This is a genomic window from Agromyces zhanjiangensis (assembly GCF_040496055.1).
GTDB classification, from domain to species: domain Bacteria; phylum Actinomycetota; class Actinomycetes; order Actinomycetales; family Microbacteriaceae; genus Agromyces; species Agromyces zhanjiangensis.
In genome coordinates, this window is the sequence record NZ_JBEPKB010000003.1 from 547,424 (window position 1) to 566,507 (window position 19,084).

The 19,084-nt window shown below is 72.9% G+C and carries 17 protein-coding genes; 14 read left to right on the top strand and 3 right to left on the bottom strand.

Going from position 1 to position 19,084, the window contains the following annotated elements; all coding sequences use genetic code 11:
* Positions 1-18: 18 nt before the first annotated feature.
* The 4 genes from ABME02_RS08875 to ABME02_RS08890 all read left to right on the top strand — a co-directional run bounded on the left by ABME02_RS08875 (position 19) and on the right by ABME02_RS08890 (position 3,440).
* On the top strand, positions 19-1,008 hold the full coding sequence (locus tag ABME02_RS08875; protein WP_353814922.1) for an aldo/keto reductase: 990 nt from the start codon (positions 19-21) through the stop codon (positions 1,006-1,008).
* A 73-nt stretch (positions 1,009-1,081) separates the two neighbouring features.
* Positions 1,082-2,002 (top strand): AEC family transporter, encoded by a 921-nt coding sequence (locus tag ABME02_RS08880; RefSeq protein ID WP_353814923.1) that lies wholly within the window; start codon positions 1,082-1,084, stop codon positions 2,000-2,002.
* A gap of 122 nt (positions 2,003-2,124) precedes the next feature.
* On the top strand, positions 2,125-2,886 hold the full coding sequence (locus ABME02_RS08885) for a DUF1353 domain-containing protein (protein ID WP_353814924.1): 762 nt from the start codon (positions 2,125-2,127) through the stop codon (positions 2,884-2,886).
* Entirely contained in the window at positions 2,883-3,440 is a 558-nt protein-coding gene (locus ABME02_RS08890) for a gluconokinase (RefSeq protein ID WP_353814925.1), read from the top strand. The genes ABME02_RS08885 and ABME02_RS08890 overlap by 4 nt, the downstream gene beginning before the upstream one ends.
* Positions 3,441-3,658: 218 nt before the next feature.
* Here ABME02_RS08890 and ABME02_RS08895 read toward each other — a convergent pair whose 3' ends face one another.
* Complete coding sequence (locus ABME02_RS08895; protein ID WP_353814926.1) at positions 3,659-3,958, bottom strand: putative antibiotic biosynthesis monooxygenase; 300 nt, start codon at positions 3,956-3,958, stop codon at positions 3,659-3,661.
* 97 nt (positions 3,959-4,055) lie between these two features.
* Between ABME02_RS08895 and ABME02_RS08900 the strand changes: the two genes are divergently transcribed.
* Together ABME02_RS08900 and ABME02_RS08905 are read left to right on the top strand one after the other, a co-directional pair.
* Positions 4,056-4,748 (top strand): TetR/AcrR family transcriptional regulator, encoded by a 693-nt coding sequence (locus ABME02_RS08900; RefSeq protein ID WP_353814927.1) that lies wholly within the window; start codon positions 4,056-4,058, stop codon positions 4,746-4,748.
* Positions 4,745-7,303, top strand: a complete 2,559-nt coding sequence (locus tag ABME02_RS08905; RefSeq protein WP_353814928.1) for a DEAD/DEAH box helicase — start codon at positions 4,745-4,747, stop codon at positions 7,301-7,303. The genes ABME02_RS08900 and ABME02_RS08905 overlap by 4 nt, the downstream gene beginning before the upstream one ends.
* Before the next feature lie 62 nt (positions 7,304-7,365).
* Here the strand turns inward: ABME02_RS08905 and ABME02_RS08910 are convergent, their stop codons facing one another.
* On the bottom strand, positions 7,366-8,337 hold the full coding sequence (locus tag ABME02_RS08910; RefSeq protein WP_353814929.1) for an EamA family transporter: 972 nt from the start codon (positions 8,335-8,337) through the stop codon (positions 7,366-7,368).
* 241 nt (positions 8,338-8,578) lie between these two features.
* Here ABME02_RS08910 and ABME02_RS08915 point away from each other — a divergent pair, with 241 nt between their 5' ends.
* The 4 genes from ABME02_RS08915 (at position 8,579) to ABME02_RS08930 (ending at position 12,837) form a co-directional block, all read left to right on the top strand.
* A complete protein-coding gene (locus ABME02_RS08915; protein WP_353814931.1) occupies positions 8,579-10,603 on the top strand; it encodes a bifunctional metallophosphatase/5'-nucleotidase in 2,025 nt (674 codons plus the stop codon).
* 77 nt (positions 10,604-10,680) lie between these two features.
* The gene (locus tag ABME02_RS08920; RefSeq protein ID WP_353814932.1) at positions 10,681-11,295 is read left to right on the top strand and encodes a hypothetical protein; all 615 of its coding nucleotides are present in this window, start codon (positions 10,681-10,683) and stop codon (positions 11,293-11,295) included.
* A 97-nt stretch (positions 11,296-11,392) separates the two neighbouring features.
* On the top strand, positions 11,393-12,127 hold the full coding sequence (locus tag ABME02_RS08925; RefSeq protein WP_353814933.1) for a YcnI family copper-binding membrane protein: 735 nt from the start codon (positions 11,393-11,395) through the stop codon (positions 12,125-12,127).
* A gap of 5 nt (positions 12,128-12,132) precedes the next feature.
* Positions 12,133-12,837 carry a copper resistance CopC family protein gene (locus ABME02_RS08930; protein ID WP_353814934.1) on the top strand — a complete coding sequence of 235 codons (705 nt, stop codon included), beginning with the start codon at positions 12,133-12,135 and terminating at the stop codon, positions 12,835-12,837.
* Positions 12,838-12,872: 35 nt separating this feature from the next.
* Here the strand turns inward: ABME02_RS08930 and ABME02_RS08935 are convergent, their stop codons facing one another.
* Positions 12,873-13,574 (bottom strand): SDR family NAD(P)-dependent oxidoreductase, encoded by a 702-nt coding sequence (locus ABME02_RS08935; protein ID WP_353814935.1) that lies wholly within the window; start codon positions 13,572-13,574, stop codon positions 12,873-12,875.
* A gap of 291 nt (positions 13,575-13,865) precedes the next feature.
* Here ABME02_RS08935 and recQ point away from each other — a divergent pair, with 291 nt between their 5' ends.
* The 4 genes from recQ to ABME02_RS08955 all read left to right on the top strand — a co-directional run bounded on the left by recQ (position 13,866) and on the right by ABME02_RS08955 (position 19,072).
* Positions 13,866-15,737, top strand: coding sequence for a DNA helicase RecQ (gene recQ / locus ABME02_RS08940; protein WP_353814978.1), 1,872 nt, complete (start codon positions 13,866-13,868; stop codon positions 15,735-15,737).
* Positions 15,738-15,871: 134 nt separating this feature from the next.
* On the top strand, positions 15,872-16,276 hold the full coding sequence (locus ABME02_RS08945; protein WP_353814936.1) for a hypothetical protein: 405 nt from the start codon (positions 15,872-15,874) through the stop codon (positions 16,274-16,276).
* Between the two features lie 54 nt (positions 16,277-16,330).
* On the top strand, positions 16,331-16,765 hold the full coding sequence (locus ABME02_RS08950; protein ID WP_353814937.1) for a DUF7144 family membrane protein: 435 nt from the start codon (positions 16,331-16,333) through the stop codon (positions 16,763-16,765).
* 180 nt (positions 16,766-16,945) lie between these two features.
* Complete coding sequence (locus tag ABME02_RS08955) at positions 16,946-19,072, top strand: acyl-CoA dehydrogenase family protein (protein WP_353814938.1); 2,127 nt, start codon at positions 16,946-16,948, stop codon at positions 19,070-19,072.
* Positions 19,073-19,084: the final 12 nt, after the last annotated feature.

A 19,084-nucleotide genomic window follows, 5' to 3' on the forward strand; every position in this document is an offset into this window, starting at 1 on the left:
CGTCGAGGAGGAGCACGCATGCAGACCCGAACCCTCGGCCGCACCGGCCGCACCGTCTCGGTCATCGGACTCGGCACCTGGCAGCTCGGGGCCGACTGGGGCGAGGTCGACGAGGCCGACGCGCTCGCGGTGCTCGACGCCTCGCACGAGGCCGGCGTCACCGTGTTCGACACCGCCGACGTCTACGGCGACGGCCGCTCCGAGACGCTCATCGGCCGCTGGCTCGCGGCGAACCCCGGCTCCGGCGTGACCGTCGCGACGAAGATGGGGCGACGGATGCCGCAGGAGCACGGCAACTACGTCCTCGACAACTTCCGCGCCTGGACGGACCGGTCCCGCCGCAACCTCGGCGTCGAGACGCTGGACCTCGTCCAGCTGCACTGCCCGCCGACCTCCGTCTACTCCGACGACGCCGTCTACGACGCGCTCGACACCCTCGTCGCCGAGGGCGCGATCGCCGCGTACGGCGTCAGCGTCGAGAAGGTCGACGAGGCGCTCGCCGCGATCGCGCGGCCCAACGTGGCGACCGTGCAGATCATCCTCAACGCCTTCCGACTGAAGCCGGTCGAGGAGGTGCTGCCCGTCGCGATGCAGTACGGCGTGGGCATCATCGCGCGGGTGCCGCTCGCGAGCGGGCTGCTCTCCGGTCGGTACACGCTCGAGACCGAGTTCGCGGCGAACGACCACCGCTCGTACAACCGCCACGGCGAGTCGTTCGACGTCGGCGAGACGTTCTCGGGCGTCGACTACGCGACCGGCGTGGGGGCGGCCACCGAGTTCTCGGTGCTCGCCCGCGCGGCGGCCCCGGAGGCCACGCCTGCGCAGGTCGCGCTCGCGTGGGTCGCGCGGCAGGAGGGCGTCTCGACGGTGATCCCCGGCGCGCGCAACCCCGAGCAGGCCAGGGCGAACGCGGCGGCGGGAACGCTCGAGCTGCCGGCGTCGTTCGACGCGGCCGTGCGCGACCTGTACGACCGCGACATCCGCGCCTCGGTGCACCACCGCTGGTGATCGGGCGGAGCCCCCGGGACGGATCGACGTCGTTCCCCTCGGGTTCCCCCACCCCGCCCGAGGTCGGTGAGGCGTGATCGACATCCTGACCGGGTTCGCCGTCATCGCGCTCGCCGTGGTCGTCGGCTGGATCGCCGGGCGCACGGGCGTGCTCGGCCCGAATGCCCGCCCGGTGCTCGCGCGCCTCAACTTCAGCGTGCTCTCGCCGTTCCTGCTCTTCTCGGTGCTGTCGACGGCCGACGTGGGCGCGCTGTTCTCGGCGCTGCTGCCGGTCTCGGCACTGGCCGCGGTCTCGGTGATGCTCGTGTTCGCGGTGGTCTCCCTGCTCCTGCTGCGACGGGGCGTCGCCAGGACCACGATCGGCGCGCTCGCGAGCGGGTACGTCAACGGCAACAACATCGGCATCCCGATCGCGCTGTACCTGCTCGGCAACGCGGCCTACTCGGCGCCCATCGTGCTGCTGCAGCTGCTGCTGTTCGCGCCGATCGCGCTCGCGGTGCTCGGCGCGACGGTCCAGGGTCGGACGTCGATCGGCGGCATCCTGCGCTCCACGTTCACGAACCCGATCATCATCGGCTCGCTCCTCGGCGTGCTCGTCTCGGTGTCGGGCATCGAGCTGCCGCCGATCGTGCAGGACCCGATCCACCTCATCGGGCAGGCGGCCGTGCCGCTCATGCTCATCGCGTACGGGCTGTCGCTGCACGGCACGCGCCTGCTCGAGCCGGGGACGGGGCTGCGCGACGTCGTGGTCGCGGCGACGTTGAAGCTCGCCGTGATGCCCGCGATCGCGTGGGCGCTCGGCGCCTTCGCGTTCGGGCTGGAGGGGCGCGACCTCTACGCGGTCACGGTCCTCGCGGCGCTGCCCACCGCGCAGAACGTGTTCAACTTCGCGCAGCGGTACGAGACGGCGGAGGTCGTCGCGCGCGACACGGTGTTCGTGACGACGGTCGGGTCCGTCCCGGTCCTGCTCCTGGTCTCGGTGCTGCTCGGGTAGGGGCGCCGCTGCGCGCCGCACCCCGAGATGGGCGCCGGGCGAGACGCGCGGCGGCCGGGCGGTTCCGTCGTGACGGTCGGAGGCGGCAGGATGGTGCAACGCACCGAGGCGAGGAGACCCGAATGCCCTTCCTGCGCACGGACGGCGCACCGCTCGACGAACTGCCGCTCGCCCAACGCCCGGTCGACGGCTACCGGTTCGCGCTGCGCGCCCCGATCGTCTACGTCGACGAGCCGACCGGGCGCCGCTACCGGGCGCCGGCGGCAGGGGAGGCGCCGCCGCCCGTCGGCATCACCGACCTGGCATCGGTGCCGACGCCGTTGTGGGGCCTCATCGCGAGCTACGGTCGCCAGTCGGCGCCGGCGGTGCTGCACGATGCGCAGTCGATCGCGGCCGCGGCGCTCGACGACCGCGGGGCCGCGCTCGCGCAGCGTCGTGAGGACGACGACGTGTTCCACCGCGCGCTCCGTGAGCAGGGCGTCCCGGTCCTCCGCGCCCGTCTCATGTGGGCGTGGGTGTCGGCCGACCGCGAGCGCACGTACGCCGGGTGGCGCGGATGGCTCCTGCTCGGCCAGGTCGCCCTCGGCGTCGTGGCCGTCGTGGCCGCGCTCGTGCTCGCGGTCGTCGCGCATCCGGCCTGGCTGCTCCTCGCGGTCGTGCCCGCGCTCGCCGCGCTCGCGTGGGGCGGGCTCGCCCGGCTCGCGGTCGCCCTGACCTACCCGCTCGCCCTGCTCGGGCCGGTGCTGCTCGTGCAACTGCTCGCCGTCGGCGTGTTCCGCGCCGTCGAAGCGATCGTCGAGCTCGTCGCGGGCGGCGACGTGCGGTCGGTCGTCCGGCCGACCGTGCGTCCGCCGGACGTGCCCGCCGGCGGGGATCCGCGATGACCGGCGTGCCGGGACCCGTCGTCGTCATGGGCGTATCCGCCTCGGGGAAGTCGACGGTCGGCGCGAGGCTCGCCGATCGGCTCGGTGTGCCGTTCGCCGACGCGGACGAGCTCCACCCGCCGGCGAACATCGACAAGATGCGGTCGGGGATCCCACTCGACGACGCGGACCGCGAGCCATGGCTCGACCGGGTCGGCGCCACGCTGGCGGACTGTGCCGGGAGCGCGAGCGGGATCGTGGTCGCCTGCTCGTCCCTTCGCCGCGCCTACCGCGATCGCATCCGACGGGCCGCACCCGCCGCGCGGTTCGTGCACCTCCACCTCTCCGAGGCGGAGCTCGCCGAGCGCGCGGGCGCGCGGCCCGGCCACTTCATGCCCGCGACGCTCCTCGCGTCGCAGCTCGCGACGCTCGAACCGCCCGCGGACGACGAACCGGCGCTCACCCTCGACGCGGGCGCCCCGATCGACGAGATCGTCGATGTCGCCGCGGCGTGGCTCGCGGCGGCGCCCAAGGTCGACGGCGTGGCCGGCCGGGACGCACGCCCGCGCGCCTGAACCCGGCTGCGGCCCAGGTTCAGGGCTACCCCTGATGCCCGCCCGTTGCGTCCTCCGTACCGTTGATCCCGGTCGCGCACCGCGGACACGCAGGGGGAACTGTCACCGCGGTGCCGACCGGAGAGCCGGCCGCGCTGGAACCCGACCCGAACGGGGTGCGCAGGCCGGCTCCCCCCGTTCTCCGCGCCGGGGACTGCGGGAGCCATCCGGCCGAGCGGTCAGCGCCGGCCCGCCCGCAGCCGTCCGTGCACGCGCAGCAGCTGGGGCACCACGAGGTACACCGCGAGCGGCACGACGAGCAGCGTGAGCACGAGCGCCCGCAGCACGGGGTGCCACGGCTCGAAGAGCGGGCCGAGCAGCAGCATGCCGATCGAGACGAGCGGGAAGATCGCGAGCCAGGTGATGACCGCCCGCACGTGCACCGATGGCGGGGCGGCCGGCGAGACGGGCGCGCCCTGGTCCGCGGGTGCGGCCACCGGAGTGGGGTCGGACGCGGTGGTGGTGGTGTTCGTGCTCATGCGACGCCCTCCAAGTAAAAACCAACTGGTTGGTTGTAACTTCACCACGTCGATCGATATTCCACAACCACTCAGTTGGAATCCGTAGGATGTCCGCATGGCCTGGGACACCGAGCGCACCAAGCGACTCCTGCTCGATGCGGCGACGGAGGAGTTCAGCCGGCACGGCCTGGCCGGCGCGCGCGTCGACCGCATCGCGGCATCCGCCGGGGTGAACAAGGAGCGCATCTACCAGTACTTCGGCAAGAAGGACGACCTGTTCGCGACGGTGCTCGCCACGCGCCTGCGCGACCTCATCGACGAGGTGCCGATGACCGGGACGGGGCCCGACGCGGTCGGCGACTACGCCGGCCGGCTGTTCGCCCACCACCTCGCCGACGAGACCATTCCCCGGCTCATCTTCTGGGAGGGCCTCGAGCTCGGCGGCGATGCCGTCGCCGACGCGCGCAAGGAATACCACGAGTCGAAGATCGCCGCCTTCCAGGCGATGCTGCCCGGAATCGACCGCGACGCCGCAGGGGAGCTCCTGCTCTCGATCGTCAGCCTCGTGAACGCCTGGCCCGTGCTCGCCCAGCTCGACCGGCAGTTCGTGACGGGGGCGGGGCGCACGACCGCCGACCCGGCCGTGGACCGCGGGGCGCGGGTCGCCGCCCGCCGCGCGGTGCTCGAGCGCACCGCGGTCGCGCTCGCCGAGGCGGCGCTGGCCGACGCCGCCGCCGACGCGGGCACGGGCGCCGTCGAGCCGGGCGCGAGCGCACCGGTCGGCCATGCGGCAGACTCGAACGGATGACCCCCACCCTGCTCGAGGCCGCCCCGCGCCCGTACGACCCCGACGCGATGTACGACGCGTTCGTCGACTGGGCCGAGGGTCGAGGATTCTCGCTCTACCCGGCACAGGACGAGGCGGTCATCGAGCTCGTGTCCGGCGCGAACGTGATCCTCTCGACGCCCACGGGCACGGGCAAGTCGCTCGTCGCGGTCGCCGCGCACGCGGCATCCGTCGCCCGCACCGCCGCCGACCGCGACGCGGGCCGGCCCTGGGGCCGCACCTACTACACGGCGCCGATCAAGGCGCTCGTGAGCGAGAAGTTCTTCCAGCTGGTCGATATCTTCGGCGCCGCGAACGTCGGCATGGTCACGGGCGACAGCTCGGTCAACGCCGAGGCGCCCATCATCTGCTGCACGGCCGAGATCCTCGCGAACCTGGCGCTCCGCCAGGGCGCGGATGCCGCAGTCGACCAGGTCGTCATGGACGAGTTCCACTACTACGGCGACCCCGACCGCGGGTGGGCGTGGCAGGTGCCGCTCATCACGCTGCCGCACGCGCAGTTCGTGCTCATGTCGGCCACGCTGGGCGACGTCACGTCGATCGCCGACGACCTGGCGCGCCGCACCGGCCGCGAGACCGCGCGCGTGACCGGCGTCGAGCGCCCCGTGCCGCTGCACTTCTCGTACGCGAAGACACCAGTGCAGGAGACCGTCGAGGAACTCCTCGAGACGAAGCAGGCGCCCGTCTACATCGTGCACTTCTCGCAAGCCGCCGCGATGGAGCGCGCCCAGGCGCTCTCGTCGATCCGGGTGGTCACGCGCGAGCAGCGCGACGAGATCGCCGAGGCGATCGGCGGGTTCCGCTTCACCACCGGGTTCGGCAAGATCCTCTCGCGGCTCGTGCGGGCCGGCATCGGCGTGCACCACGCGGGCATGCTGCCGCGCTACCGCCGCCTCGTCGAGACGCTCGCGCAGCGGGGCCTGCTGCGCGTCATCTGCGGCACCGACACGCTCGGCGTCGGCATCAACGTGCCCATCCGGTCGGTGCTCATCACCGCGCTGTCGAAGTACGACGGGCAGCGGATGCGGCAGCTCTCCGCGCGCGAGTTCCACCAGATCGCGGGGCGGGCGGGCCGTGCCGGCTACGACACCGCCGGCACCGTCGTCGTGCTCGCCCCCGACCACGAGATCGAGAACGAGACCGCGATCCGCAAGGCCGGCGACGACCCGAAGAAGCTGAAGAAGATCGTCCGCAAGAAGCCGCAGGCCGGGTTCGTCACGTGGGGCGAGGGGTCGTTCGAGCGACTCGTCGACGCGGAGCCCGAGCCGCTCGTGCCGCAGCTGACGCTCTCGGCGGCGATGCTCATCAACGTGATCGGTCGCGGCGGCGACGCCGTCGGCGGCATCCGCTCGCTCGTCTTCGACAACCACGAGCCGCGCGCCCGCCGCTACGAGCTGGCTCGGCGCGCGCTCGGCATCCTCCGCACGCTGCGCGACGCCGACGTCGTCGAGATCCTCGAGGCCCCGGGCACCGCGCTCGGCGTGGAGCTGCAGCTCATGGTCGACCTGCAGCCGAACTTCGCGCTGAACCAGCCGCTGTCGCCGTTCGCGCTCGCCGCGATCGAACTGCTCGACCCGAAGACCAGCGAGCAGGGCACTGGCCACTACTCGCTCGACGTCGTCTCGATCATCGAGTCCACGCTCGACGACCCGCGCCCGATCCTGTCGCAGCAGCAGTACAGGGCGCGCGGCGAGGCGGTCGCGGCCATGAAGGCCGACGGCATCGAGTACGACGAGCGGATGGCGCTGCTCGAGGAGGTCACCTGGCCCAAGCCGCTCGACGAGCTGCTCGCGCACGCCTTCGAGACGTTCGCGTCGAGCCAGCCCTGGGTGCGCGACTTCGAGCTCAGCCCGAAGGCCGTCGTGCGCGACATGTTCGAACGCTCGATGTCGTTCGGCGAGTACGTGTCGTACTACCAGCTGCAACGCAGCGAGGGCCTCGTGCTGCGCTACCTCTCCGACGCGTTCCGCGCGATCCGGCAGACGGTGCCCGACGAGCACAAGGACGAGGAGCTGCTCGACCTCATCGAGTGGCTCGGCGAGCTCGTGCGCCAGGTCGACTCGAGCCTCGTCGATGAGTGGGCCGAGCTCGTCGACCCGACCGCGCACCTGCCCGAGGACGAGGCCCCGGTCGTGCCGCCGGCCCCACCGTCGGTCGTCACCAACCGTCGCGCGTTCACGGTGCTCGTGCGCAACGAGCTGTTCCGGCGCGTGCAGCTCGCGGCGCTCGAACGCGACGAGGAGCTCGCCGAGCTCGACCCCGACGTCGGCTGGCCCGACGTGCTCGACCGCTACTACGCCGAGCACGACGACCTCCTCGCCGGCGGCCCGGCGCGCTCGCCGCGGCTGGTGACGATCGACGAGACGGATGCCGCGTCCGGCACCTGGCGCGTCGAGCAGGTGATCGACGACCCCGCGGGCCACCACGACTGGCGGATCCGCGGCGAGGTCGACCTCGAGGCGTCGGCGGAGGAGGGCGCGGCCGTGGTGCGGATCGCGGAGGTCGTCCGGCTCTGACGACCGGGCGCGTCAGCCTGGTGCGCTGCGGTCGGCCGCCCGCTCGCGGGCCGCTCGAGACGTCACGCCAGTGCGAGCATCCCCGCGGCGACCAGCGCGAGCGCGAGCCCGGCCCACTGGACCGGGGCGATGCGCTCGCGCAGCACGATCGCCGCGAGGAGGATCGTGCCGGCCGGGTACATCGCGCCGAGCACCGCCGCCACGGCGAGGTCGCCCGCGCGGATGCCGAGGAGCAGGAGCACGTTCGCCGAGGCGTCGACGACGCCGCAGGCGAGTGCCAACGCGAGCGCGGTCCGCAGCGCGCCGCCGCGCACCCCGGCGTCGCCCGTCGCCCGCGGGACATCCGTCATCGCCGTCCGATCGACGGGTGCCGCCCCGTCGGGGTCCGCCGGTCGGACGCGGACGATCGCGACGGCGCCCGAGCGAGCACGCGATGCGGCGAACACCGTCACGGCACCGAACGCCGCGAACAGCACCGTCGCCGAGACCACGCGGTTCGCGACGAGCGGCACGACGCCGGAGGCATCCGTCGTGTGGGAGATCGCGATGTAGTACCCGCCGATCGCGAGGCCGGACCCGATCGCGAGCAGCAGGCCGCGCGCGCTCGGGCGGACCGCGCCGCGCTCGGGGACGAACCCGACGAGGACGACCGCGACGAGGGCGACGCCGATGCCCCAGACGCCGAGCGGCCCGAAGCGCTCGGCGCCGACGAGGGTGCCCCAGAGCATGGGCGTGATCGCCGACATGAGCGCGGTGAGGGGGGAGAGGATGCTCATCGGGCCGATCGCGAGGCACGCGTAGAGCAGCGCGATCGCCACCGCGCCGATCACGCCCGACAGCGCGCCCCAACCGAGGTCGGCGGCGTTCCAGTCGCCGCCGAGCACGGGCAGCGCGGCCAGCATCGCCACGAGGCCCGCGACCGACGCGACGGCCGTGGCGAGCAGCGCCCCGAGGCGACGCGCAGCGAGGCCGCCGAGGAAGTCCGCGGCGCCGTAGACGATCGCGCCGGAGAGCGAGAGGACCGCGGTGAGCATCGTCGTTCAGCCTAGGCGCGACCGCTGATCGTGCTCATCTGAGCAGCGCACGCTGCTCATCTGAGCAAAATCGGCCGATTCGTTGAACGCCGCATGACGAGTGGGTCAAGTCCCTTCCCTCGGCGCAGGCCCCGCCATAGGCTGCCGAACATGTCCGCCCGTACCCGGGGTGGGCATGTGCGACGCCGGGGGAGCGCGTAGGCCGGTCTCCCGCATCCGTCCTTGCAGAGGAGATCACGCAATGCAGCAACGTTCCCCCGGTGCGGCCCGCCGTGCCACGCCCACCACGCGCACCCGAGGTCGCGCCGTGGCCGGGGCGCTCGCCGGAGCCACCGCCCTCGCGCTCGCCCTCGGCGGTGCGCTGTCCGCGCAGGCCATCCCCGACGGCGGGCTGCCGCCCCAGGCGCTCGCGAAGTCGAAGGCGTTCGTCAACCTGAACCTCGTGACCGTGAACGACTTCCACGGGCGCATCGAGGAGAACGGCAGCGCCGCGGGCATCGCCCGGCTCTCGACCGCCGTGCAGGAGATCCGCGACGACAACCCCAACACCGTCTTCGCCGCGGCCGGCGACCTGATCGGCGCCTCGACGTTCACGTCGTTCATCCAGCAGGACGTGCCCACCATCGAGGCGTTCAACGAAGCCGGGCTCGACGTGAGCTCCGTCGGCAACCACGAGTTCGACGCGGGCTTCGACGACCTGACCGACCGCGTCATGCCGCTCGCGCTGTGGGAGTACCTCGGCGCGAACGTCTACGACAAGGCGACCGGCGAGCCCGCGCTGCCCGAGTACTGGGTCGCCGAGTTCGAGGGCGTGCGCCTCGGATTCGTCGGCGCCGTGACCGACGAACTGCCGTCGCTGGTGAGCCCCGCCGGCATCGCCGACATCGAGGTCGGCCCGCCCGTCGAGGCCGCCAACCGCGTGGCCGACCAGCTGAGCGACGGGAACGAGGCGAACGGCGAGGCCGACATCGTCGTCCTGCTCGTCCATGAGGGAGCGGCCGACACGACCGTCGAGTCGGCGACCGACCCGAACTCGCGGTTCGGCGACATCGTGCTGAACGCGAACGACAACGTCGACGCGATCGTCTCGGGCCACACGCACCTCGCGTACAACCACGTGATCGACGGCCGACCCGTGATCTCGAGCGGCCAGTACGGCGAGCGCTTCTCCAACATGGAGATCACGTTCAACAAGAAGAGCGGCAAGATCGCGCGGATGCAGAACACCATCTACACGATGGCCGTTCGCGACGAATCGGGGAGCATCACCGGCTACATCGCCGAGCCCGACCCCGACGTCGTGCCCATCGTCACCGAGGCGGTCGCGATCGCCAAGGAGCTCGGCAGCGTCGTGCTCGGCGACGCGACGGCGAACTTCGGCCGCGCCGTGCGCGCGAACCCGGTCGGCGCACCGTCCTTCCCCGAGAACCGCGGCGGCGAGTCCACGCTCGGCAACTTCGTCGCCGACGTGCAGCTCTGGGCCCTCAACGTCGACGGCACCCGCAGCGTCGACATCACCTTCATGAACCCGGGCGGCCTGCGCGCCGACCTGGCTTCGGGCGAGGTGACCTACGCCGAGGCTGCGGCGGTCCAGCCGTTCGCCAACACGCTGGTCTCGATGGACCTCACCGGTGCGCAGATCAAGCAGGTGCTCGAGGAGCAGTGGCAGCCCAGCGGCGCGTCGCGTCCGTTCCTCAAGCTCGGCGTCAACGAGGCGTTCACCTACACGTACGACCCGACCGCTGCGCCGGGCTCGCACATCACCGAGATGTGGCTCGACGGCGTCGCGATCGACCCGGCCGCGACGTACTCGGTGGGCGTGAACTCGTTCCTCGCCTCGGGTGGTGACAACTTCTTCACCCTCGACGACGGCGCGAACAAGTCCGACAGCGGCAAGATCGACCTCGAGTCGATGGTCGACTGGTTCGACGCCTTCGGCACGGCCACGCCCGACCTGATGCAGCGAGCGGTGGGCGTGCACCTGCCCGGCGGCACGTCGGTCGCGGCCGGGGCGTCGGTGACCGTGAACCTGTCGTCGCTCGACTTCTCGCGCGACGAGACCGACGCCGACACGGCGATCGTCTCGTCCGGCGGGGTCGACCTCGGCAGCGCGCCGATCGACACGGCGTACACGCCGAACGTCGACGAGATCGGCCAGGCGAGCGTGACCTTCACGGTCCCGGCCGGCGCGAGCGGCCCCACGACGTTCGTCGTGACGGTGCCCTCCACCGGCACCACCAGCTCGTTCACGTTGAACGTGGGCTGAGTCGCATCGACGAGAGCGGCCCCGGGCTCCGGCCCGGGGCCGTTCCCGCGTCTGCGGGCGGCTACGCTGGTGAGGTGATGACCCGGGGTGCACGCGCGGCGCGCGGCGCGGCGATCGCCGCGTTCGCGGTGCTGGCGGCATCCCTCGCGCACACCGCGGGCGGCGGAACGCCGCCCGGCCCGGTCGCGCTCGCCCTGGCGTTCGCGTTCTCCGTGCCGGTCGCGATGCTCGTCGTCGCCGGGCGCATGCCGCTCCTGCGGGCCTCGGTCGCGGCCGTCGTCGCCCAGGCCGCCCTGCACCTGCTGTACTCGGTCGGTGCCGCCGGACCCGCCGGCACCGCGGCATCCGTCGATGCGCACGCGCTGCACGCCGGCGGCACGATCCCGCTCGACGCCTTCCTCGCCGTCGACCACGGCCACGTCGCCATGCCGGTGGCGCACGTGGTCGCCGCAGCCCTGACGGTCGCATTCCTCGTCGTGCTCGGCCGCTCCGCCGCGGCCGTCGCCGCGGTCGGCGGCACGCTCGCGCGCGGCATCCGCCTGCTCGTCGCCGCCCTCGCGGGCGCACCGGCGCCCCGTCGAGGCGACGCCCGGCCGCCCGTCTCGCGCCGCGACGGCCCGCCCCGTCTCGGGACCCTCCACCTCTCCTCCCTGCGGCACCGCGGACCGCCGACGGTGATCGCGGCCGCCTGAGCGGTCACGATCCCGAATCCGTTCGCGCCGACGCGCCGAACCACTGCCGACGAACCGGCAGCGCGTCCGCGCACCCCGTAGGAGAAGAAGAACACCGATGCGATCCATCACCCGCACCACCGCCGCCGCCGCGACCGCCCTCGGCGCCGGCACCCTGCTCGCCCTCGCCGCACCCGTCGCGGCGCAGGCCCACGTCTCCGTGACCCCGAGTTCGACCGCGGCCGGCTCGTACGCCGTGCTCGAATTCTCGTCCGGTCACGGCTGCGACGGCTCGCCGACGACGTCGTACACCGTGGAGATCCCCGAGTCGATCCTGTCCGTGACGCCGACCATCAAGGCCGGCTGGGACGTCGAGAAGGTCATGGTCGAGCTCGACGAACCGGTCGAGGGCGCGCACGGCGACGTCGTCGCCGAGCGCGTCGGCCAGGTCGTCTACACGGCCGAGACGCCGCAGCCCGACGGCTACCGCGAGACGTTCCAGGTCCAGGTCCTCCTGCCCGAGGATGCCGCGGGTGAGCGCCTCGAGTTCCCGGTGCTGCAGGCCTGCGTCGAGGGCGAGAACGACTGGAGCGAGTCGGCCGCCGCCGACGGCGAGGAGCCGGAGCGACCGGCTCCGGCGATCGAGGTCACCGAGGCGACCGGCGACGCGCACGGCCACGGCGACACCGAGGAGGCGTCGGAGGAGCACGGCGAGGAGCACGAGGCCGAGGCGACCGCCGCGACGCAGGGCTCGGTCGACGTCGTCGGCCGGGTGCTCGGCATCACGGGTCTCGCGGTCGGCGCCGCCGGCCTGACGGTCGCGATCCTCGCCCGTCGCGGGAAGAAGGCCTGAGGATCATGTCGCACCGGAGCGTCCGGATCGCGGCGGCCGGGGTGGCGCTCGCCGCCCTGGCCGCGGCCGCCGGCCCCGCCCTCCCCGCGTTCGCCCACAACACGGTGGTCGCGATCTCACCCGACGGCGAGGAGGCGGTCACGGAGCAGCCGGGCATCGTCTGGCTCGAGACGAACGACGCGCTGCTCGACGCCGAGGGCGCCGCGGCGATGGACGTGGTCGGCCCCGACGGTCGTCACTACGCCACGGCGTGCGCCTCGGTCGACGGTCCGGTCGCGAGCGTCGCGGCCGAACTCGGCGAGCCGGGCGAGTACACGGTCGTGTGGCGCGTCGTCTCGGCGGACGGGCACCCGATCTCAGGCGACTTCGAGTTCGACTGGGAGCCCGCCGACGGTGAGTCCCTGGCCGAGGGGGCAGGCGAGTCGCCGTGCGCCGACGCCGCCGGCACGACCGCCGACGCCGATGCCGACGACGAGAACGCGGGCGACGGCGCGGCCGCGTCGGGCGGCGCCGCGCAGGACCTGGTCTGGATCGGCGCCGGCGTGCTCGCGGTGGTCGTCGCCGCCGCGGTCGCGTTCCTGTTCGTCCGCCGCACCCCGCGCGGCGCGGAGGCCGGCGACGGCGCGGCCGAGCTCCCCGTCACCGAGGGTCCCGACGGCACGGGGCCCGACGGCACGGATGCACCCGACGGGCCGGCATCCGGTCGTTGACGCCGCGCTGCCGCCCGGCGCGGCCCGGTGCCGTCTCAGGCGCCGGCGAACGCCTCGGGCGGCAGCGACGTCGTGCCGTCCTCGATCGCCCGCACGAGTCGGTCGGCGACGGCCGCGGCATCGTGTCCGTGCGGGAAGCGCGGGGCCGTGCCGAAGAGCGGGTGCTCCGCGAGTCCCGTCTCGGTGTGGCCGGGTCGGGCGTCGACCAGTCGGATGCCGCTGCGCCGGAGCTCCCGCCCGGCGGCCGCGACGTAGGCCGCCAGGGCCGCCTTCGATGCCGAGTAGCTCGCCAGCCCGGCCGTGGGGAGCTCCGAGACGATCCCCGAGATCGTGAGCACGACCGGCTCGTTCCCCTCGGCCGCCGACGCGCGCAGGCTGGGCGACGCGACCGAGATGATGCGCATCGGCGTGAGGGCGTTCACGGTGAACATCGTCTCGAGGTCCTGCCGGGCGGTCTCCGCGACGCCGTCGAACCCGACGACGCCGGCGGCGACGACGATCGCGTCGAGGCCCCCGAGCGCATCGATCGCCCGTTCGACGATGGCCTCCGGGGCGTCGACATCGGTGAGGTCCATCGCGATGGCAGCGCCGCCGGCCGGGTGGTCGGCGAGTCGTGTCGCGTCCCGGCCGTGCAGGGCGAGTCGGGCTCCACGGTCCGCGAGGCGTTCGGCGATCAGCGTTCCCAGTGCACCCGTGGCCCCGACCACGAGGATGCGCGCCTGTTCGATGCGGGTCATGTCGCGAGCCTAGGTCGGCCGGGCTCGCACCTCCGGGGTTCACAGCGGACTCGCACCGCGACCCGTCCTCCCCATCGCCCGTCGACCGTGGCGCGTCCGACGCCCGTGGGGCCTGTCGGGACCGGCGGGTAGGGTCGACGGGTGACCTGGAGCGAGCATCCCGAACCCGCCGGCGCACCCCCGTGGGCCGACGAGGTCCCGTGGGACCCCGACGAGCTCGCGCCCCCGGAGGACGAGTGGGCGGCGCCTCCGCCGCCCGACGCCGTCGGCCGTTCGATCGACGGCGAGCGGATGCCGGCGGCGGGCGCGGTCGTCGCCGCGCCGGCGCGATTCGACTCGGCGCTCGAGGCGCTCCGCACCGTCTACGGCTACGACGCGTTCCGCGGCGAGCAGGCCGCGATCATCGACCACGTGGCCGAAGGCGGCGACGCGGTCGTGCTGATGCCCACGGGCGGCGGCAAGAGCCTCTGCTACCAGGTCCCGGCGCTCCTGCGCGAGGGCACGGGCGTCGTGGTCTCGCCGCTCATCGCGCTCATGCACGACCAGGTCGACGCCCTCGTGCGCAACGGCGTGCGCGCGGGCTACCTCAACTCCTCGCAGTCGCCCGCCGAGCGGGCGACGGTCGAGCGCGCCTACCTGGCCGGCGAGCTCGACCTCCTCTACGTCGCGCCCGAGCGACTGGGCTCCGAGCAGACCAAACGGTTCCTCGAGCGGGGCACGATCGCGCTGTTCGCGATCGACGAGGCGCACTGCGTCGCCCAGTGGGGGCACGACTTCCGCCCCGATTACCTGGCGCTCGCCGAGCTCGCCGAGCGCTGGCCCGACGTGCCGCGCATCGCACTCACGGCCACCGCGACCGAGGCGACGCATCGCGAGATCACGACGCGGCTGTCGCTCGGCGAGGCCCGGCACTTCGTCTCGAGCTTCGACCGTCCGAACATCCAGTACCGCATCGCGCCGAAGCTCGACGTGCGGCGGCAGCTGCTCGACTTCGTCCGCACCGAGGGCCGCGACGCCGACGGACACCCGGTGGCCGGCATCGTCTACGCGCTCTCGCGTGCGAGCACCGAGAAGTGCGCCGCGTTCCTCGCGGCGCACGGCGTGGATGCGACGCCGTACCACGCGGGGCTCGACGCCGAGACGCGCCGCCGTACGCAGGAGCGCTTCCTCCGCGAGGACGGCGTGGTCGTCGTGGCCACGATCGCGTTCGGCATGGGCATCGACAAGCCCGACGTCCGGTTCGTCGCGCACGTCGACCTGCCGAAGTCGGTCGAGGGCTACTACCAGGAGACCGGCCGTGCGGGCCGCGACGGCCTGCCGTCGACGACGTGGCTCGCGTACGGCCTGCAGGACGTGGTGCAGCAGCGTCGCATGATCGACGAGAGCCCCGGCGACCTCGCGCACCGTCGGCGGCTGGCAGCGCACCTCGAGGCGATGCTCGCCCTCTGCGAGACCGTGCAGTGCCGCCGCCAGAACCTCCTCGCGTACTTCGGCGAGCAGAGTGCGCCGTGCGGCAACTGCGACACCTGCCTCGAGCCGCCCGCCTCGTGGGACGGCACGGTCGCCTCGCAGAAGCTGATGTCCACCATCGTCCGGCTGCAGCGCGAACGGGGGCAGCGCTACGGCGCCGGCCACCTCGTCGACATCCTGCGGGGCAAGCGCACGCCGCGCGTCGAGCAGTACGGCCACGACGCGCTCGCGACGTGGGGCATCGGCGACGACCTGTCCGAGGCGCAGTGGCGGGGCGTCGTCCGCCAGCTGCTCGCCCAGGGGTTCCTGCAGACGGTCGGCGAGTACGGGGTGCTGAGCCTGACGGATGCCTCGGCCGACGTGCTCTCCGGCTCTCGGCAGGTCTCGTTCCGAACCGAACCGGAGCGTCCCGTGCGCGCCTCGCGTTCGAGCCGCGCAGCCGCCCCCGCTGCGGCCGACCTCGAGCCGCGCGACGCCGAGCTGTTCGAGGCGCTCCGCGCGTGGCGCGCCTCGGAGGCGCGCGAACAGGGGGTGCCCGCCTACATCGTGTTCGGCGATGCCACCCTGCGTGCGGTCGCGGTGCGCCGCCCGGCCGCGATCGGCGACCTCGACGGCATCTCCGGCATCGGCGCGAAGAAGCTCGACGCCTACGGCGCGGCCCTCGTACGGGTCGTGGGCGAGCACGTCGGCTGAGCCCGGGGCACTGAGGCGCGCGCGGCATCCGCCCGGTTCGCGACACGGAGCGACGACCCTCGCATTCGCCGCGCCGCCGTCGATAGCATCGGGCAAGGGCCGTCAGGGCGGCGGCGCGGATTCGGGGGAAGCGCATGTCCACAGCACAGGGAAGCCGGCCGGTCACGATCACGATCATCGGGGTCCTCGCGTTCATCGCCGGCGCGATCGACATGATCTCCGGCGTCGTGCTCTTCTTCCTCCTCGCGGTGCCCGAGGTCGTCGACGGGTTCGGCGGCACCGGGCAGCTCATCACGGCGGCGATCGCCTCGATCGTGGTCGGCCTGATCACCGCGGTGCTCGCGGGCGGCCTGCTGCGGGGCAGCCAGCCCGCGCGCCTGATCGTCACGGTGCTCCAGGTGATCTCGATCATCGGGTCGCTGTTCCTCGCGGTCGCCTACCTCGGCATCCCCGTCGGCGAGTGGATCGGCCTGGCGGTGTCCGCCCTCGTGGTGATCCTGCTCTGGACGCCGAAGGCGAGCGCGTTCTTCACGCGCTGACGACCCGACCGGACGACGCGACGAACCGACGAACCGACGACACGAGGAGGACGCATGACCGGGCAGGGTATCGAGGGAGTCCGTCGGCCGACGGCGGTGACGGTGGTGGGCGCGCTGGTCTGGGTGAATGCCGCACTCGACCTGGTTGCGGGGTTCTTCCTGCTGACGCTCGCGACGATCGGGGGCGACGACGCGGCGACGCGCACGACCTGGGCGATCATGGGCTCGGTCTCGCTCGTACTCGGCGTGATCGCCGCCGTCGTGGCGTTCGGCCTCATGCGGGGCAACTCGGTGGCGCGCATCGCGATCACCGTGATCGAGGTGTTCTCGATCGTCGCCTCGGTGAGCGCCGCGATCGCCAACCCGGCGAGCGCGGTGAACGAGGTCGTGAGCGCGCTCATCGCGGTCGCCATCCTGCTGCTGCTCTGGTCGGGTGAGTCGACCCGCTTCTTCCGCGGACTGGCGCCGGATCAGCCGACGGACCGGTGAACCGCCGCCGATCGTTGTCGATCATCCAAGAGCGAGTGCCAGTCGGATTGTAGGGTTCCGCAATCGCGTTCGGATGCCGCGAACCGGTGTTTGTAGGCGACGAACGCAGTTCTCCGTCGCTCGCGACGCCCGCCGTACCGTGAGATCAGCCCTATCCCGCGTACGAAGGACGAACCGACGATGGTCGACACGGCATCCCGAACCGACGCCACTCCCGCGCCCACGACCGAGCGCCCCGGCACCCCGGAGCACGCGGCGGCGGCCACTCCCGCGAACACCCCGATCGACGCCAGCGCGGCACCCGTCGTCGACGTCGACGCACTCGCTCGCCAGCTTCTCGGGACCTGGCCGGAGGCGCGCATCGCGGCGCGCGAGCGCGCGGCGCAGCCCGAGTACCAGCGGATCGACGGCCAGACGATGGCCGAGCACCGCGAGCGGGTCCTCGGCCAGCTGAAGCTGCTCGTCGAGTCGGGCGCGGTCCACAAGGCGTTCCCGAAGGGTCTCGGCGGCGAGGACGACCACGGCGGCAACATCGCCGCGTTCGAGGAGCTCGTCCTCGCCGACCCCAGCCTGCAGATCAAGTCCGGCGTGCAGTGGGGCCTCTTCGGCGCCGCGGTGCTCCACCTCGGCACCGAGACGCACCACGAGAAGTACCTGCCGGGCATCATGACCCTCGACGTCCCCGGCGCCTTCGCCATGACCGAGACCGGGCACGGCTCCGACGTCGCGGCCATCGGCACGACCGCGACCTACGACCCCGAGACCGAGGAGTTCGTCCTGAACACGCCGTTCCGCGGCGCGTGGAAGGACTACCTCGGCAACGCCGCACTCCACGGCATCGCCGCGGTGGTGTTCGCCCAGCTCATCACCAAGGGCGTGAACCACGGCGTGCACGCCTTCTACGTGCCGCTCCGCGACGAGACCGGGGCGTTCCTGCCCGGCATCGGCGGCGAGGACGACGGCCTGAAGGGCGGCCTGAACGGCATCGACAACGGTCGCCTGCACTTCACCGACGTCCGCGTCCCGCGCGAGGACCTGCTGAACCGCTACGGCGACGTCGCCGCGGACGGCACCTACTCGAGCCCGATCTCGAGCCCGGGCCGCCGGTTCTTCACGATGCTCGGCACGCTCGTGCAGGGTCGCGTCTCGCTCGACGGCGCGGCGACCCTCGCGAGCGCGATGGGGCTCGCGATCGCGATCACCTACGGCACGCAGCGCCGCCAGTTCAACGCCGGAAGCGACACCGACGAGCAGGTGCTGCTCGACTACCAGCGTCACCAGCGCCGCCTGCTGCCGAAGCTCGCGACGACCTACGCGCAGGTGTTCGCCCACGACGAGTTCCTCGTGAAGTTCGACGCGGTGTTCTCGGGCGAGGCCGACACCGATGACGACCGCCAGGACCTCGAGACCATCGCGGCGGCGCTCAAGCCGCTCTCGACGTGGCACGCGCTCGAGACCCTGCAGGAGGCGCGCGAGGCCTGCGGCGGGGCCGGCTTCCTCGCCGAGAACCGCCTCGTGGGGCTCCGCCAGGACCTCGACATCTACGTCACGTTCGAGGGCGACAACAACGTCCTGCTCCAGCTGGTCGCCAAGCGGCTGCTGACCGACTTCTCGAAGCAGTTCGCGAACGCGGATGCCGGCGCCATGGCGCGCTACGTCGTCGCCCAGGCCGCCGACCGCGCGTACCACGGCACGGGTCTCCGCCGCCTCGCGCAGACCGTCGCCGACTTCGGATCGACCGCGCGCTCGGTGCACGAGCTCCGTGACGAGGAGACGCAGCGGGAGCTCCTGACCGACCGGGTCGAGACCATGATCAGCGAGACCGCCGGTCGACTCCGCGACGCGCGGAAGCTGTCGAAGGTCGAGCAGGCGGCGCTCTTCAACCGCAACCAGAACGAGCTGATCGAGGCCGCCCGCGCGCACGGCGAGCTGCTGCAGTGGGAGGCGTTCACCCGCGGCATCGCCCGCACGGAGGACGCGGGCACGAAGCAGGTGCTCACCTGGCTCCGCGACCTCTTCGGCCTCGGCCTGCTCGAGAAGCACCTGTCGTGGTACCTCGTCAACGGCCGGCTCTCGCCGCAGCGCGCGCAGGCCGTGACCGCGTACATCGACCGCCTGGTCGAGCGCCTCCGTCCGTACGCGCTGGACCTCGTCGACGCGTTCGGCTTCGCGCCCGAGCACCTCCGCGCGTCGATCGCCTCCGGCGCCGAGCAGGCGCGGCAGGACGAGGCGCGCGCCCACTACGCGGCACAGCGCGAGGCGGGCACCTTGCCCGCTCCGGAGAAGTCCGAGAAGCACAAGCGATAGCCGGGATGGGGG